This window comes from Acetobacter fallax (genome assembly GCF_011516735.1).
GTDB lineage: Bacteria > Pseudomonadota > Alphaproteobacteria > Acetobacterales > Acetobacteraceae > Acetobacter > Acetobacter fallax.
The window spans coordinates 1-14,549 of sequence record NZ_WOSX01000057.1; the positions used below are offsets into that span (position 1 = coordinate 1).

General features: G+C 54.7%; 17 protein-coding genes, 1 tRNA gene and 1 pseudogene. 13 read left to right on the forward strand and 6 right to left on the reverse strand.

Translation table 11 applies throughout. The annotated features are described in order from the left end of the window. Window positions 1-69 precede the first annotated feature (69 nt). From GOB85_RS16775 to rpsU, 4 genes are all read right to left on the reverse strand, one after another. A complete protein-coding gene (locus GOB85_RS16775) occupies window positions 70-333 on the reverse strand; it encodes a hypothetical protein (protein ID WP_198912234.1) in 264 nt (87 codons plus the stop codon). 5 nt (window positions 334-338) lie between these two features. Beyond that, window positions 339-785, reverse strand: coding sequence for a helix-turn-helix domain-containing protein (locus GOB85_RS16780; protein ID WP_029329636.1), 447 nt, complete (start codon window positions 783-785; stop codon window positions 339-341). Window positions 786-891: 106 nt separating this feature from the next. Next, a complete protein-coding gene (locus tag GOB85_RS16785) occupies window positions 892-2,151 on the reverse strand; it encodes a tyrosine-type recombinase/integrase (RefSeq protein ID WP_010515582.1) in 1,260 nt (419 codons plus the stop codon). 601 nt (window positions 2,152-2,752) lie between these two features. Continuing rightward, the gene (rpsU, locus tag GOB85_RS16790) at window positions 2,753-2,956 is read right to left on the reverse strand and encodes a 30S ribosomal protein S21 (protein ID WP_146887076.1); all 204 of its coding nucleotides are present in this window, start codon (window positions 2,954-2,956) and stop codon (window positions 2,753-2,755) included. Between the two features lie 211 nt (window positions 2,957-3,167). On the opposite strand from rpsU, the gene def reads away from it, so the two are divergent. The 5 genes from def to GOB85_RS16815 are packed head-to-tail and all read left to right on the forward strand — an operon-like array spanning window position 3,168 to window position 7,075. After that, a complete protein-coding gene (gene def / locus GOB85_RS16795) occupies window positions 3,168-3,719 on the forward strand; it encodes a peptide deformylase (RefSeq protein WP_173578621.1) in 552 nt (183 codons plus the stop codon). Next, the gene (locus GOB85_RS16800; RefSeq protein WP_173578620.1) at window positions 3,716-4,372 is read left to right on the forward strand and encodes a ubiquinone biosynthesis protein COQ9; all 657 of its coding nucleotides are present in this window, start codon (window positions 3,716-3,718) and stop codon (window positions 4,370-4,372) included. Before def ends, GOB85_RS16800 begins: the two co-directional genes overlap by 4 nt. Beyond that, window positions 4,369-4,923, forward strand: a complete 555-nt coding sequence (locus GOB85_RS16805; protein ID WP_338421789.1) for a MarR family winged helix-turn-helix transcriptional regulator — start codon at window positions 4,369-4,371, stop codon at window positions 4,921-4,923. The genes GOB85_RS16800 and GOB85_RS16805 overlap by 4 nt, the downstream gene beginning before the upstream one ends. Next, a complete protein-coding gene (locus GOB85_RS16810; protein ID WP_173578619.1) occupies window positions 4,913-5,674 on the forward strand; it encodes a response regulator in 762 nt (253 codons plus the stop codon). Before GOB85_RS16805 ends, GOB85_RS16810 begins: the two co-directional genes overlap by 11 nt. Window positions 5,675-5,710: 36 nt before the next feature. Then, window positions 5,711-7,075, forward strand: coding sequence for an ATP-binding protein (locus GOB85_RS16815; protein WP_173578618.1), 1,365 nt, complete (start codon window positions 5,711-5,713; stop codon window positions 7,073-7,075). Between the two features lie 121 nt (window positions 7,076-7,196). Here the strand turns inward: GOB85_RS16815 and GOB85_RS16820 are convergent, their stop codons facing one another. Further along, on the reverse strand, window positions 7,197-7,799 hold the full coding sequence (locus GOB85_RS16820; protein WP_173578617.1) for an outer membrane protein assembly factor BamE: 603 nt from the start codon (window positions 7,797-7,799) through the stop codon (window positions 7,197-7,199). Window positions 7,800-7,967: 168 nt separating this feature from the next. On the opposite strand from GOB85_RS16820, the gene GOB85_RS19730 reads away from it, so the two are divergent. The 8 genes from GOB85_RS19730 (at window position 7,968) to GOB85_RS16865 (ending at window position 14,280) form a co-directional block, all read left to right on the forward strand. Continuing rightward, window positions 7,968-8,540, forward strand: coding sequence for a YceD family protein (locus GOB85_RS19730; protein WP_173578616.1), 573 nt, complete (start codon window positions 7,968-7,970; stop codon window positions 8,538-8,540). A 152-nt stretch (window positions 8,541-8,692) separates the two neighbouring features. Further along, window positions 8,693-8,896, forward strand: a complete 204-nt coding sequence (rpmF, locus tag GOB85_RS16830) for a 50S ribosomal protein L32 (RefSeq protein WP_173578615.1) — start codon at window positions 8,693-8,695, stop codon at window positions 8,894-8,896. 76 nt (window positions 8,897-8,972) lie between these two features. Further along, the gene (plsX, locus tag GOB85_RS16835) at window positions 8,973-10,073 is read left to right on the forward strand and encodes a phosphate acyltransferase PlsX (RefSeq protein ID WP_173578614.1); all 1,101 of its coding nucleotides are present in this window, start codon (window positions 8,973-8,975) and stop codon (window positions 10,071-10,073) included. A 99-nt stretch (window positions 10,074-10,172) separates the two neighbouring features. Next, window positions 10,173-11,138 carry a beta-ketoacyl-ACP synthase III gene (locus tag GOB85_RS16840; RefSeq protein ID WP_173578613.1) on the forward strand — a complete coding sequence of 322 codons (966 nt, stop codon included), beginning with the start codon at window positions 10,173-10,175 and terminating at the stop codon, window positions 11,136-11,138. Between the two features lie 80 nt (window positions 11,139-11,218). Beyond that, window positions 11,219-11,512, forward strand: a complete 294-nt coding sequence (locus GOB85_RS16845) for an integration host factor subunit alpha (RefSeq protein ID WP_173578612.1) — start codon at window positions 11,219-11,221, stop codon at window positions 11,510-11,512. Then, window positions 11,509-12,087, forward strand: a complete 579-nt coding sequence (locus tag GOB85_RS19440; RefSeq protein WP_242011591.1) for a MerR family transcriptional regulator — start codon at window positions 11,509-11,511, stop codon at window positions 12,085-12,087. Before GOB85_RS16845 ends, GOB85_RS19440 begins: the two co-directional genes overlap by 4 nt. 252 nt (window positions 12,088-12,339) lie before the next feature. Further along, a tRNA-Pro gene (locus GOB85_RS16855) sits at window positions 12,340-12,413 on the forward strand. Between the two features lie 1,132 nt (window positions 12,414-13,545). Continuing rightward, on the forward strand, window positions 13,546-14,280 hold the full coding sequence (locus GOB85_RS16865) for a CHAP domain-containing protein (protein WP_173578622.1): 735 nt from the start codon (window positions 13,546-13,548) through the stop codon (window positions 14,278-14,280). A 179-nt stretch (window positions 14,281-14,459) separates the two neighbouring features. Here GOB85_RS16865 and GOB85_RS16870 read toward each other — a convergent pair. Next, window positions 14,460-14,549, reverse strand: a pseudogene (locus GOB85_RS16870) (IS5/IS1182 family transposase); the annotation flags it as partial.

A 14,549-nucleotide genomic window follows, 5' to 3' on the forward strand; every position in this document is an offset into this window, starting at 1 on the left:
TGCCAAATCCACGCCTCCATGAACTCCTGCCATGGCACTGGAAAACCCTTCACCACAGCAATAATACCATCAAAGCCTGATTACGCCCGCGGCTCTCTCCGGATGCTTACGTTCGTAACCGGTTACTGTCGCCTTCGGCAGCGCGGCGTTCATGAGTTGCTTCGTAGTCGCCAAGCGTTCGGCCGAAAGGTCCGGCGTGTTGGCCAGAAGGTTTCGTATCCACTCGTCATGAATCGCGTCGGTCCACCGCGCATCGACCGTCCGCCGCCGCCTGGACGACGATGTTCCTAAGGTGAAACGGGTAGAGGATACAGGCGTCGTAGATTGCGACAACGGGACTAAATGCCATAATGGAGATGGAGATTCTCGGAGTCGGCGGCCAAATCCTCCATGGCCTTCTGCCGAACATCGAGTTCCGTATTCAACGCCAGCACGTCCTTGAGCGACGCGCGGCGGTGCTTGCCGATATAGCGGAACGGAAGGTCGCCGCGATCCATCCGCAGTACGACGAGCGGTCGGGAGATACCGAGGATGGTGGACGCCTCGGTGGGGCTTAATTCCTGATCTTCCGAAAGGACCGCCACCCGCTCGCCGTTGAGCAGGTGGTCGATCAATGCCTCGACGGCACTGGCTGCCGCCGGCGGCAAGGACATGGTCTGATCCTGCCCGTTCCGGCGCCGGACATGCAACTCGAAACGATCGCCTTCTACCAGCTTCGGCAGAGGGGCGACCTTCTTGCGGTCCTGGTCGGACAGACCGGCGAACGTGACGACGTGGCTTGCCACGACGGGTTCTCCTACGCATCCAGTCGCGTGCGCCCTTAACTGCAATAACTGAAACCGGTCGGCGAGGTATTCCGGCCGCAAGTGGTCTTTGGTCCCCCCGATGCCGTCACGCTGCCAGCCCCTCAGCCCGGCCCGCCTTCTTCGCTCCATCCAACAGCAAAGCGATCTTGTCGCAGGTGCGGCTAACGGCCAACTTCAGGGCTTCGTCGATATGCACGTAGCCTTGGGTCACGCTTTGCGCGGCGTGGCCGAGAAGCGCCCTGATCGTTAATTCGGAGAAGCCGAGATCACCTGCGACGCTGCCGAAGGTGTGCCGCAGAGTATGTGGCGTGACATCCTCGATGCCGACCGAAGCGCAGAGTCTCTCAAGGCAGGCTTTCGCCGCTGTATAATGTCCTTCACTGATATCGGACGGGAAGACATATGGCGACTCCTTACGGATCGGCTGGTTCTGAAGAACCTGCATTGCGGCCGGTCCGATGGCTCGAATCTGGGCGCCGCTCTTGGTGTCGGCGAAGTCGATATAGCCGCCCTCGGGACGAACCCATGCGCGCCGCATCCCTTGCGCTTCGGAAATTCGGAAGCCGGTCAGTAGCAGGAAGCGTACGATTGCTAGTGCGATCGGGTTTTCACCGTTACGCTCAGCATGTCGCATGGCGTCGCCGAGCTTCCCAATTTCGAGGATATTCAGCCTCCGCTGCTTTTTCTTTCCCGCAAGCCGTCGCGCGCCTTGGCAGGGATGAGTAGCAATCTTATCAAGGCGCGCAGCGTGACCGAGGATACTTTGCAGAGTCGAAACCGCTCGCGAGGCAACACCTGGGCCGCCCGTCGTGGCGCCGCCTCGCTTGGTGCTGCGGGGCTTGGCCGTCTTGCCGGCCACAATGTCGGCCTGCATTCCCTCTATATCAACCACTTTCAGCGAGCGAACGAGCCTCTTGCCGAGAAGCGGTTTGACGTGTGTCTCGATTCGGCTCTTATCCATCGCGAGCGTCGAGGCTTTGATCGGCCGGTTCCGACGTCCGATGATCCGCCCGGCCGCAGCTTCTTGGAGATACCAGTCGCAAAGGGCGGCGACCGTGATTGCCTTATGCACCTCGACCTCTGCTGCCGGGTCTTTTCCGTGAGCGAGCAGGCCCAGCTTGATCTTCGCAAGATCACGGGCTTGTTCGACGGTGATGGCTCCGAATCGACCAAGCGCAATGCGACGGCTGCGATCGTCGGCATTGCGATATTGCAAGATAAAGGTCTTCAAGCCAGAGGGAATGATTCTGGCACCGAATCCTCGCAACTCGCTGTCCCAAAGGAACGCTTGCCCTTGCTTTGGAGCCTTCAGGGCATCGACAGCCCGTTTCGTCAATTTCGCCATGGGGCTTCCCCGTCACCGTGCTTCCTGCTTACATTATCGGGGGTAGCGACAGAATGTAAGCATTTTGTAAGCAGATGGTCGAAAACCGGAGCAAATCCGAGCGCATTACGGAGTAGGAGATTTCATGTAATATGTTGTTTTATAGTAAATTATGGGAGTCAGGCGCACCCCGGCGTATGGTTCTGCCAATTTTGCCAAGGTTGGGGTCGAGGGTTCGAATCCCTTCGCCCGCTCCAGTTTGTGACATAAAACAAGCTTATAAAAGTTTGTTTACAAAAGTAATTTCTTTAAAATTGCTTGTAATCGTCCGCAATTATTGTGGTCTTTCTGATGCGTCAGCAGTAGTGCCATTTATCTGCACTTGTGTTGAGGCTATTTTTTCATGCCACCTACATTCTGCCGTTCTGTCTGTATCCGCTCTCGGCGGACTAAAGCGACTTTCTGAATATGGGCATCAGTTTTCTTTTTCGTTGTGGGTTAAAGAATCCAGTCTGATTTTAAGAAATTTTCGCTGCTCTGCGCTGTAACGACAACAAAAAACCGGCACTTGCAAAGCAAGGCCGGTTTTTTTGGATTCGATCAGGACCGGATCAGACGCTGATCAGAAACCTTCACGCTCAAGACGCTTACGCTCCATTTTGCGTGCGCGACGCACAGCTTCAGCAGCTTCACGTGCGCGACGCTCAGAAGGCTTCTCATAGTGACGACGGAGCTTCATTTCACGAAAAAGCCCCTCGCGCTGCATCTTTTTCTTGAGTGCTTTGAGAGCCTGGTCGACATTATTGTCGCGAACGAGAACCTGCACTGGCTAGTTTTCTCCCGAAAAAACCGGCTGACCTGAATGCCAGACCGGATTCATATCTGATTGAATGTGTACGAGACCCGTCATCGGGATCACGCATCAAAGTGGCGGGTGCTTAGCATGGACTGTGAGGAAAAGACAATTTGAATCTGCGGGCGTTTCTGAAGCGCCGGAAGCGGTCTATCTTCCTGCTTGTATGGAATTGAGGTGATCAGTGACGCTGCTGAAAATTGCAAGAATGGGGCATCCGGTTCTCCTGGTAAAAGCAGAACAGGTCGAAGATATCGGTGACCCGATGATACAGTCGCTTATCGACGACATGATCGAGACCATGAGCGATGCAGGCGGTGTCGGACTTGCTGCACCGCAAGTCCATGTCTCTAAACGGATTTTTGTGTACTGTATTCCGCTTTCCCGGCAGCAGGAAGTCAGCGACGCTAATGACACGGTGCAGGTTCTGATCAATCCTGTAATCACCCCGGAAGGACATGAGCAGGTGCTGAGACCTGAGGGATGCCTGTCCATTCCAGGTTTGCGCGGCTGGATACCGCGTTATCTGCAGGTCAGATATGAAGGATCTGACCGTATGGGCAGAGCCGTTTCAGGGATCGCGCACGGTTTTCGCGCGAATGTGATGCAGCATGAAGCCGATCATCTGGATGGGATCCTTTACCCGATGCGGATGAAAAACCTCGGTATGATGGGGTTTGAAACAGAGTTCAGCCGATTCCTGACGCCCGAAGCTGTCGCGGAGATGATATTATGAAATTCAGGACGAATGCTGTCGGACTCGTGGCAGGCGCGGGTTACCGGATGATGCAGGCAGCTTTGCCTGTGCAGCCTGAAATAAGTCCCGAGCGGGATGCCGCGCTGTGGGCGCTGGCTTCGCGGGCCGGAGAGACGGGCTGGACAATTCCAGCCCTTCGCGACAGTGCCGGCCCCGATGCGGACCTGCTGTTTCCCGGTGGTCGGGCGGAACTCATTGAAGCCTGGGCCGATCTGATTGATCGTGAAATGCTCCGACGCATGGAAGAGGCGGGTAGTGAAGAACAGCGGCTGAGCTGGCGGGTCCGACAGGCCGTGCTCACTCGTCTTGCTATTCTTGAGTCCTACCGGGCAGCAGAGCGCAGGGCTGTGGCCTGTGTTTCATCGCCGTGCGCCGGCGGTGCTGCTGGTCGTATAATGACGCGCACTCTGAACACGATTTGGGTAGCAGCCGGTGATGACGCTTCGGGTGTCACATGGATAACCAAACGGATCAGCCTTGCCGGCGTGTATATGCCGGCGTTTCTGAGCTGGCTCGGTGGTGCTGACCGGGACACTGTGGAAAGGGTTCTCGATTCGGGACTGACCCGCGTGCGTCGTATTGGCGATGTGAAGCGGATATTGTCGTCCCGGCCGGTTGCACGCGCTGCGTGAGCGAGTTTCGGCAGACAAAAGGGGTTGGGGAAGACGCTCCGGGAGACGGCGTTCTCTTCCTGCGCGAGAAACAGATCCGTCTCGCTCAGGAGCTTATGGTTCTTGCCTGGCGGGATCTGGGTCGGGTTATTGCGCCGGCCCTCGACGAACTGGCTCTTGGCACGGCGCAATACCGCGTGCTTCAGATGCTGGCGCTTCATCCGCATCTCACGGTCGGTGAACTCCAGGATGTGCTCGGTGTGGCGAAACAGAGTCTCGCGCGGACACTGGGGGAACTGCTGGAGCGTCAGCTGGTTGTTGCGAAGCCGGGACGACAGGATCGTCGCCAGAGATTTCTCGCGCTGACCGACGCAGGGCAGGCAATTGAGGCGCGTCTGTTTGCGGTTCAGCGGGAACGGCTGGTTTCAGCGTATCGTGAAGCCGGAGGCAACGCGGTGCTCGGATTTCGTCAGGTTCTGCGTGGGATGTTGTCGGAGGAAAGTCGTATTTTTCTTGCGAGTGAGCCTTCCGGGACTGATCCGGTAAAAGGGAAAATGCGGGATGGTAAGTGAGAATGTGAACGCGTCAGGATCTGATCGGGACCTGGCGCAGGGAGCGCGTGATGACGGGGTCAGCGGTGCTCATATTCTCGTAGTCGACGACGACGTCAGGCTCCGCCGGTTGTTGCGGCGCTACCTGGTGGAAAATGGTTTTCGTGTCACAGCGGCCGCCTCAGCGGCGGAAGCGCGGCAGGCCCTGGGCTTCATGCTCCCGGATGCCGTGGTTCTGGATGTCACCATGCCAGGTGAAGACGGGTTGCACCTGACACGGGCGCTCAGAGAGCAGGGGCTGGATATCCCCATTCTCCTCCTGACAGCACGTGGAGAGGCAGAAGACCGGATTACTGGTCTGGAGGCGGGAGCAGACGATTATCTGGGTAAACCCTTCGAACCCCGGGAGTTATTGCTGCGTCTGAAAGCGCATCTGCGCCGCCTCTCACCTGCTGTTCCATCTGAAAACCTGCGCATGGTACGTCTGGGAGTGCTGGAATTCGATCCCGCGCGCGGACTTCTCACGGGCGAAAGCGGCACCGTTCATCTGACGGGTGGTGAAGCGGCTCTGCTTGCGGCGTTGTCACGGCGTCCTAACGAAGTTCTGTCCCGCGAAGAAATCGCAGAGGAACTGGAGATGATGGAGATTGGAGAGCGCGCTGTTGACGTGCAGGTGACAAGGCTGCGCCGCCGGATCGAACCGGATCCGCGCGAACCGCGCTATCTGCACACGATCCGTGGCAAGGGTTACGTGCTGAAGCCCGGTGTATAGCGTGGTCGTTTCAATGCGGTCCGGGCTGGCGGGCTGATGAAACGATGGCGACGGTTCTGGAGCGATGAAAGGCTGGATCGCTCAGTGCGCCGGGTGCTGCCCCGGTCGTTTCTGGTGCGTTCGCTTCTCATTGTTCTGATCCCGATGCTGATAACACAGGGCATCGCGCTTGAATTGTTTTACGGAAATTATCTGCGCGTGATGTCACGCAGGCTTTCTGAAGGTATTGCCTCCGAGATCTCGTTTTCGCTTGACCTGCTGGAACGCTATCATGGGCGTGGTGATCGTGCGTGGCTTATCAGGCAGGCGCGAACACGGACCCAGCTCGTGATGGAATGGCATCCGGGTGATCATCTGGAGACACTGGGCTCGACCCACGTTGTTGGTCCAATGGACGAAGATCTCGTCCATGAACTTCAGACTGCGATTGCTTATCCATTCTTTATCGACTGGCTGAGAGACCCGCATACGGTCTTTATTTCGATCCAGCTTCCGGATGGGGTTCTGAGCGTTGATACGCCCAGAAAGCGACTGGATGTCGGACAGTTATGGCTGTTCGTGTTGTGGGCACTTGGAAGTTCACTGCTTCTTTTCGCCATTGCCGCCATTTTCATGCGGAATCAGGTGCGGGCGATTCGGCGGCTGGCCAATGCGGCAGAGCAGTTTGGATTAGGACGTGATATCGGCCCGATCAGACCGGAGGGCGCGAGGGAGGTGAGGCAGGCTGCAATCGCCTTTAATCGTATGCAGGACAGAATTTTCAGGTTTGTTTCACAAAGAACGGCGGTTCTCGCCGGCGTGTCACATGATTTGCGAACACCTCTCACGCGACTTCGGCTGTCTCTGGCGATGCTTCCGCAGAACGGTGTCGTCGATGCAGGTCTCCTGCGGGAGGATTTTACAGATATGATTACTGACGTCGGTGAAATGGAACGCATGATCGAAGGCTATTTGTCATTCGCACGGGGTGAAGGAGCTGAATTGCCGGTTTTGCTGGATGTCGCTTCTTTGCTTGAAGATGTCGCAGCATCAGCCACACGTGCAGGAACAACGATTCGTTCTGTCAGATGCGCCCCTGGCCTCTCGTTTGAAGCGCGGCCGGATGCGATGCGGCGGATGCTTACGAATCTTGTCGAGAATGCTCGCAGACTTAACGCGGCTGTCTGGCTCTCAGGCTATGATGAAGGAGAAACCGTGGTCATCGAAATTGATGATGATGGCCCGGGGATTCCTGCTGCCAGACGTGAAGAAGTATTCCGGGCTTTTGCAAGTGATGCACAGGGAGGAACCGGTCTCGGCCTGACCATTGTGCGTGACATCGTGCGAGCGCATGGCGGCGACGTACGACTGGCAACGAGCCGCATGGGCGGCCTGAATGTGCGGATTGCGTTACCGCGATAAGCCCCAAGAGTAGTAAAACGGAACAAAAGCCGGGAGTCTGATTGCTCCGAAACCGGCTTCCGCAATATCCGATTGACTTCAGTATGCAGTCAGCATCGGTCACACATTCGGAATGCAATATTTAAGGAAGTGTATTGCCAGCTCCGGCATGACCAGGTCCGCTGTTGCTGCCCATCGGCCCTGTTGCGCCACCACCACCAAAGGAATTGCCGCCCATCATACCCGACATCGGATTATAACGGCCGACATTTCCGAGGATTTCCTGGATAACGTTGATCTTCGTTCCTGGCGTGGGCGTCGCATCCTGGACCATTCCGGGGTGTTTGGCATCCTTCAGATTGAGCGTGCGTAATGCTCGCAGCGTGCCTCCCTGGTCGAAATTCAGGACTACAACCTGCTGTTTCGTAATCTGTGGAAAGCTGGCGGGCGCGGGAACCGTCATCATGGATATGTAAATCCATGTATTATCGTCAAACGTCGCTCTGGCAGTTGGTGAGCCAAGAAGATCCAGCGCATCAGCGCGGTTGCTGCTGCCAGGCTTGAGTTGCTTGTAATCATCGGCTTCGATCAGGGAGCCGCGCGGCATTGGCCTGGACTGAAAGACCGCGCAGCCGGATAGCAATGTAACGCAACCCAGAAGTGTCAGGGAGAATACAGCACCGCGTGTCCGGCGCCTGGCTGCAGGTATGGCTGAAATCTGGATGGAAGCGTCGCGATTCGACATCAGGCTGGTCTGCTATCCTTAATTGAGCGCATGCCTGCTCAGGCCTTAAAGCATTATTGTCGGGTGCCCGATAGAGTGCGTTCTGTCAATTGGTTCCGGGTCGGTCCTGTCCTAAAGGCACAGATGATATTATGTTGTCAGACCAGATTTCCATGAAGGAAAGACATTGTGACAGATGCCCGGACTCCCGAATTTTCCCGTCCGATCCTTCTCAGATCACTTCGTGACGCCCGGGCTGAAAGTCCGCGTGAAGTAGCGATCGAGGCGAGCGCGGCCGAGTGTGGCCGTATAGCAAAAAGGCTGGGGCTGCCGTCCATCGCAAGCCTTTCCTGTCGCTACAGGCTGAGCTCTCAGCCGCGGGACTCGGTGCTGGCGGAAGCAGCTCTGACGGCCAGACTCAGTCAGTCATGTGTGCTGACTCTTGATGTCTTCGAAGATGTGATTGCCGAGCGCTTCGTCATTCGCTTTGTCCCGGAATCGGAGTTCCGGGAGGATCAGAGCGGTGATTTCGATGTCATGGACGAGATTCCGTATGAAGGTGACAGCATTGATCTTGGCGAGGCCGTCGTTGAGCAGCTCGCGCTGGTTCTGGATCCTTACCCGCGGCGTCCCGGGGCAGAGCGTCCAGCGGACGTAATGGTGGATGAGGATCTGCCGGCAGACGAAGACGTGGTGCCAGACAGAGAATCGGTTCGCCGACCCTTTGCCGGTCTTGCACAGATGAAGCGTGAAAAAAAATAGCCTGTTAATTCTGGAAGAAAAGGTGCTCTACGGGTTTCGCTTCTTGCGGAAATGCGGTGGGTCTGATAGACGCCCCGGCTCAATTACAGTTGTCGTCCGGCCCGCATGAAAAGCGGTTTCGGTATATTGTCGTTTCGGAGGGGCTTGGACCCATGGCAGTACCTAAAAGAAAAACCTCGCCCTCTCGCCGGGGTATGCGTCGCAGTCATGAGGCATTGCGCGTTGAATCCTATGCCGAGTGCGGTAATTGCGGTGAACTGAAGCGTCCGCATCATGTGTGCAGCCATTGCGGGCACTATGATGGCCGTGAAGTTATTGCTGCCGGTAAGGCTCTGAAAGTTGCTGTCCGCGCCTGAGCCGGCCCGTCGGTTTGAAAAGCTTCAACCTTGATGTGGCGGCTGCCGGCCTGAAACGGGATGGCGGAAACCATTCATGAGTGAAATTGATCGCCCCGGCGAAATGTCGGATCTGCAAGGCGAGCCGTTTGCCCTGGCTATTGATGCCATGGGCGGGGACGGTGGGCCGGATGTTGTTGTGGCCGGTCTGGCTATCGCTGCTGATCGCCATCCTGGAGCACGGATTTTACTTCTCGGCGACGAAAGTCGTCTGAAACCGCTCCTGGTGCGTTATCCAAAGGCGGCGGCGATCTGCGAAGTCCGGCATGCTGCTTCTGCCATCAGCATGGACATGAAGCCGACTGCTGCTCTGCGGATAAGAAATTCTTCCCTCCGGATGGTGATGGACGCTGTCGCAGCGGGAGAGGCGGCGGGTGTGGTTTCCGCCGGCAACAGCGGTGCTATGCTGGCCCTGGCGAAAATCATCGTTAAGACGCTTCCCGGAATTTCCCGTCCTGCCATGGCCGCGATCAGCCCGAGTATGAAGGGTGACGTGGTGATGCTTGATCTGGGCGCCAATGTTGCCTGTGACTGGCGCAATCTGGTCGAATTCGCCGTAATGGGCGAAGCCTTCGCCAAGGCTGTTCTCGGGCTGCCGGCGCCGACGATCGGCCTCCTGAATGTGGGAGCAGAGGAACTTAAAGGCGACGAGAAGCTGCGTCAGGCAGCGGAAGTGCTGCGGGAAAGTCCTCTGGCTTCTCAGTTCCACGGATTCATCGAAGGCCATGATATCACGGCCGGTACGACAGATGTGGTGGTGACTGACGGCTTTACGGGCAACGTCGCTCTGAAAACAGGTGAGGGAGCGATGAAAATGGCTTCTGGCCTGTTTCGCAAGGTTTTCACCAGTAGTCTGATGGGGCGTGTCGCCTATCTTCTGGTGCGGCCGGCTCTGGAGCGTATGAAGGACTGGCTCGATCCGAGACGCTATAACGGTGCGGTCTTCGTCGGTCTTAATGGCGTTGTCGTCAAATCGCATGGTGGCACCGATGCTGAAGGTTTCGCTTCTGCAGTCGATGTCGCGATGGACATGGTGACACACGATTTCAATGACAGTATCCGTGCACGTCTTCTGCCGATGGCATCGCTGACGGCAAATCGTTCCAATGTTGAGCAGGAGCATGAGGCCGTCGCCTGATCGTCGTGCATTCTGCTCGCCGTCGGTAAATAAGCCCGACTACATTCCTGCATGCTGAAGGTCCGGGCTTCCGGTTCTGACCTTCTAAAAGGTATCCTGATGGCAACACGTTCAACCCTCGCCGGTTTTGGCAGCTACCTTCCCAGGCGTGTTGTCTCAAATGATGAACTGGCGCAGCGACTCGATACGTCTGATCAGTGGATCCGCGAACGTACAGGAATCAGTCAGCGACATATTGTCGGCGACGGTGAAAATGCAGTCAGTATGGCGGCAAGAGCTGCTGAACGGGCACTCGAATTCGCGCAGATCTCACCCAAAGACGTCGACGCTGTGATTGTTGCTACATCGACACCTGATCAGGTGTTTCCTGCGACAGCAGTGCGTGTGCTGAATGAACTGGGTGTAAAAAACGGTTTCGGTTTTGATATTGCGGCCGCCTGCTCAGGATTTATTTATGCCCTGTCCACTGCTGATGCGTTTATTCGTGCGGGTCAGGCAAAGTGCGTCGTCGTTATCGGAAGTGAGGTTTATTCGCGAATCCTCGACTGGTCCGATCGGGGAACCGCAGTACTTTTCGGAGATGGCGCGGGCGCGGTGGTTCTTCGGGCAGATCAGGATGCCGGTGACCGTGGTCTGATTGCCACTCATCTCCATGCGGATGGGGCGACCGGCGATTTGCTGTATGTCGATGGGGCTGTTGGACAGCCTGAACATACCGGTTTTCTCCGGATGAGCGGACGGGATGTCTTTCGCCATGCAGTGTCGAAGCTGTCATCGTCGGTTGACGAAGCACTTGAAGCTGCTGGCCTGACCTATAGTGATGTTACCTGGCTGGTTCCCCATCAGGCGAATATTCGCATTATCGAAGGCGTCGCCCGAAAGCTTGCGCTCCCGATGGAGCGTGTGGTTGTGACCGTCGATCGTCATGCCAATACATCAGCGGCTTCGATTCCTCTGGCTCTGGATGAGGCCGTGCGGGACGGCAGAATTAAGTCTGGTGATCTTGTTCTGATGGAAGCGCTGGGCGGCGGTCTGACGTGGGGATCTGCTCTTGTACGGCTTTAATCCGGCAGTGTCCGGATTAAAGGTCATGTGCATGAAGCGGAACGAATTGACCGGCCGTATCAGCGTGTTACGATATTCACATGAGCACTGTCACGCGCGCTAGTCTTGCTGAACAAATTTATACACAGGTGGGACTGTCACGGATCGAATCCGTGACATTCCTTGAAACTGTGCTGGAAACCATGGCGAAAGCCCTGGAGTCCGGTGAATCTGTCAAAATCAGTGGATTCGGAACATTTATGGTCCGCCGTAAGGGGCGGCGCAGTGGGAGAAATCCTAAGACTGGCGTGGAAATGCCAATTCTGCCCCGATCGGTTATCGTATTCCGTCCGAGTCAAATTCTTCGCGCCCGTACAAATGGCGGCAAAGAATGAATGAGAGCCCTGAATACCCGCCAGAGGCTCATTGTTCACCCCATCCCGATGGCTGGAGTGCTGATGACGTCAGTGCACGAAACAGGAAGGGACCTCTGGCGTTCCGCACGATCAGTGAAGTTGCGGACGAATTAAAAATTCCGCAGCATGTGCTGCGTTTCTGGGAGGCTCGCTTCGAGCAGGTTCGCCCGCTCAAAAGGGGTGGTGGACGCCGTTATTATCGCCCTGAGGATGTAGACCTGCTCAGACGCATTGCGACGCTCCTTTATGTGAAAGGTTACACGATAAAAGGTGTGCAGCGGGTTCTCCGTGAGGACGGTTCCGGTGTTATCGAGGTTTCTGATGAAGATTCAGACGGGAACGATGAAACCGAGGTAGCGACAGCCTCTTTTGAAGCCCTGGATCCTGAAAGCTACGGTAGTGGCAATGGAAGCGAGTCTGAAAAAGGCGAAGTTCCGGTGTCCCATGTTACCCATCATTACATCTGTGATGAAAATAACCGACTTAAACAAAGCCTCTCTGATGTCTTGCAGGAACTTCGTATTCTGAGAAATTATATCGTCAGCATTAGCTGAAAAAGATTTAACGTAATTGTTTTTGTACTATTGTTCATTCAACTCATGAGAGTCACTTAATATCAGGATTTTTAGCCAGACACCAGATTCTGAGGCAGTTATTCATTGAATATTGCTGGTCTCCGGCAGACTTGAGTGTGGTATTCTCGATAAATCCTGAACTATCGATCGAATGATGTGCATTCGATAAGATTTTTAGGATAGCTTGTCGCAGCCTTAATCTCCTGCTACATCGGATCCACCAAAAACGGACGGGCAGTAGCGCAGCCTGGTAGCGCATCAGTCTGGGGGACTGGGGGTCGTGGGTTCGAATCCCGCCTGCCCGATATTCATTTCCGGTCGTTTTGGGTAAAATCAGATAATTTTTGGCTGTGTTTTAACGACGTGTCAGGCCAGGCCTGAGGCAAAGCTGCAATGTCAGCTCTGCAGCGCCTCAGATGGTCTGAACCGGATCATCCGGTGGTGACATTTGCGAGGCGAAGCAGGCGAAACCTTCTGAAGTCTATGCTGCTTTTGATGATAGCGATGATTGGATCCACAGTCTGTCTTCGCCGTTTATAAAGTTTCTCACGTTTGTGTTTTCTGGTCTTTCCTTCATGCCAAGGTGTCATGGATCTGTGATCTGGTCCGGTTCGTTCGGATTGGAGTGGTATGGGCAGAAATCATAAGGCGCTTGCGGACATAGGGAGGTTCGATGGCATATGGGGAAGCTCTGAATAAGCCCTTGCTGTTCGTGCTTTGCCTGTGATTCCCTTTCATGGAGGCGTGAGCGCGGCGGATGGTTTTCGCAAACATGTGAAAGTGACGCGGCGCGGGCCGTTTCCGGCGGAGATAGAGCGTATCCGTTCTATGGTGACGGCTGGTAATGGTCGGCGCTCCTATCCATTGGTTTTTGTTAGCGTTGCGTGTTGATCTGCTGTTTTTTCAAAGGGCTAGAAAGAGACCGGGGCCTGCCCGAAACCGGAAGAGGTCGCAGATCCCTGCGCGCCGCTATAAGCCTGTTCCCCAAGGTCTGCGACCTCTGGCGGGTTCCAGTGCAAAGCCTTAAAGTGTATCAGCACTTATACGCCAAGGGCACCTTTGCAAGCCCAGCTCTTACATGCCCGTATAAATACTACCAGCTAATGGTCGATTCGCCTGTTCTGCTACTTCCCATACAGCGCCTGGAGATCACGCCAGTAAGCAACTGAACGCAGACCCCGCAGGCGGCTGTTCACAAACTAACGGATATCCGAGTCATTTCGTCCTAAATCGCTTGTCTTGCCAGGCAACAGCAGGACATTGGCGGATACGCCCAGCTTTTCTGTATTAGGATGTAATTCCTAAATTTTTTATATAAAAATTAGATCGTCGGATATATTTGGAAGTGAACAGAAGCATCATCGCTGGCGTCTTGTCAGACCAGGTGAGCGCTTGCTACGCAGGTTCTATAGCTCGGATAATGTGAGACAGAACAATATGCGGTTCAGTAAGCTTTGGTTGAAAAATTTAATTTTAGTAGCCTTGGCAACTGTTTCAGCTTCGTTTTTTTTGCGTCCAACGCATGGTTATGCCCGTTTAATTTCTCGAGGGCATTATCATCAGCGCTTTAGTAAGATTTACGGTGCGGTGGATCATAATCGGAAAAATTTTCAGCGTTATTATTCTGCGGCGCGCGTTATCCAGTGCGTGGAGTTCGCAAAATCCGAGTCGGAAGTGGTGCTGTCCGGAAATGCGAGGGACTGGTGGTACAACGCTGCTGGTCGGTATGCTAGGGGCGCTGCCCCGGAGGTGGGTAGTGTCTTAAATTTTCGTCCTATCCGTCGTATGCCTTTAGGGCACGTGGCTATTGTGACGGGCACATTAAATAGCAGAGTAATTATTATTGACCAGTCTCACTGGGGGCAGAGTGGCATAAGTCGTAACGTCCGTGTTGTAGATGTTTCACCTGATAATAATTGGTCTGCTGTTCGTGTAGAGTTGAATGGCAGATCGAATACGTTTGGTTCTATTTATCCTACGTATGGATTTATTTATCCGCGGCAAAATGATGTGTCCCGGGTCATGGCCGCGCGGGCGACTGGAGGCTCGGCAGATGTGCCTGCGCCACAGTATGCTGAAGCCGCGGGGACGACAGGGGACGTTGAAAATCAATATCTTTTTCATGATGCTTCGATTCGTCATCGAACTGGAAACCATCGTAAACATAAATGATGTAGTATACCCTTGAAGTAATGATTTGAAAATATTCAATTTATTATGATAAATTTATAAAATATGGCTGCGTATTGCAAATTTTTAAAGTAAACTAATTGTTTTATTATATAATTTAGTTTCTTAATTTGAAACGTCATCTGGGCGACTTTTCTATTAGAGCCCGATTCGAAAGTTTTTTAAGCTTGACAATGCCTTGCTGTCCGTCGTGTGAGCATGCGGATCGAGGCGATCAATGTCCATGCGGTTGAGGACGCAATGGATTGTTC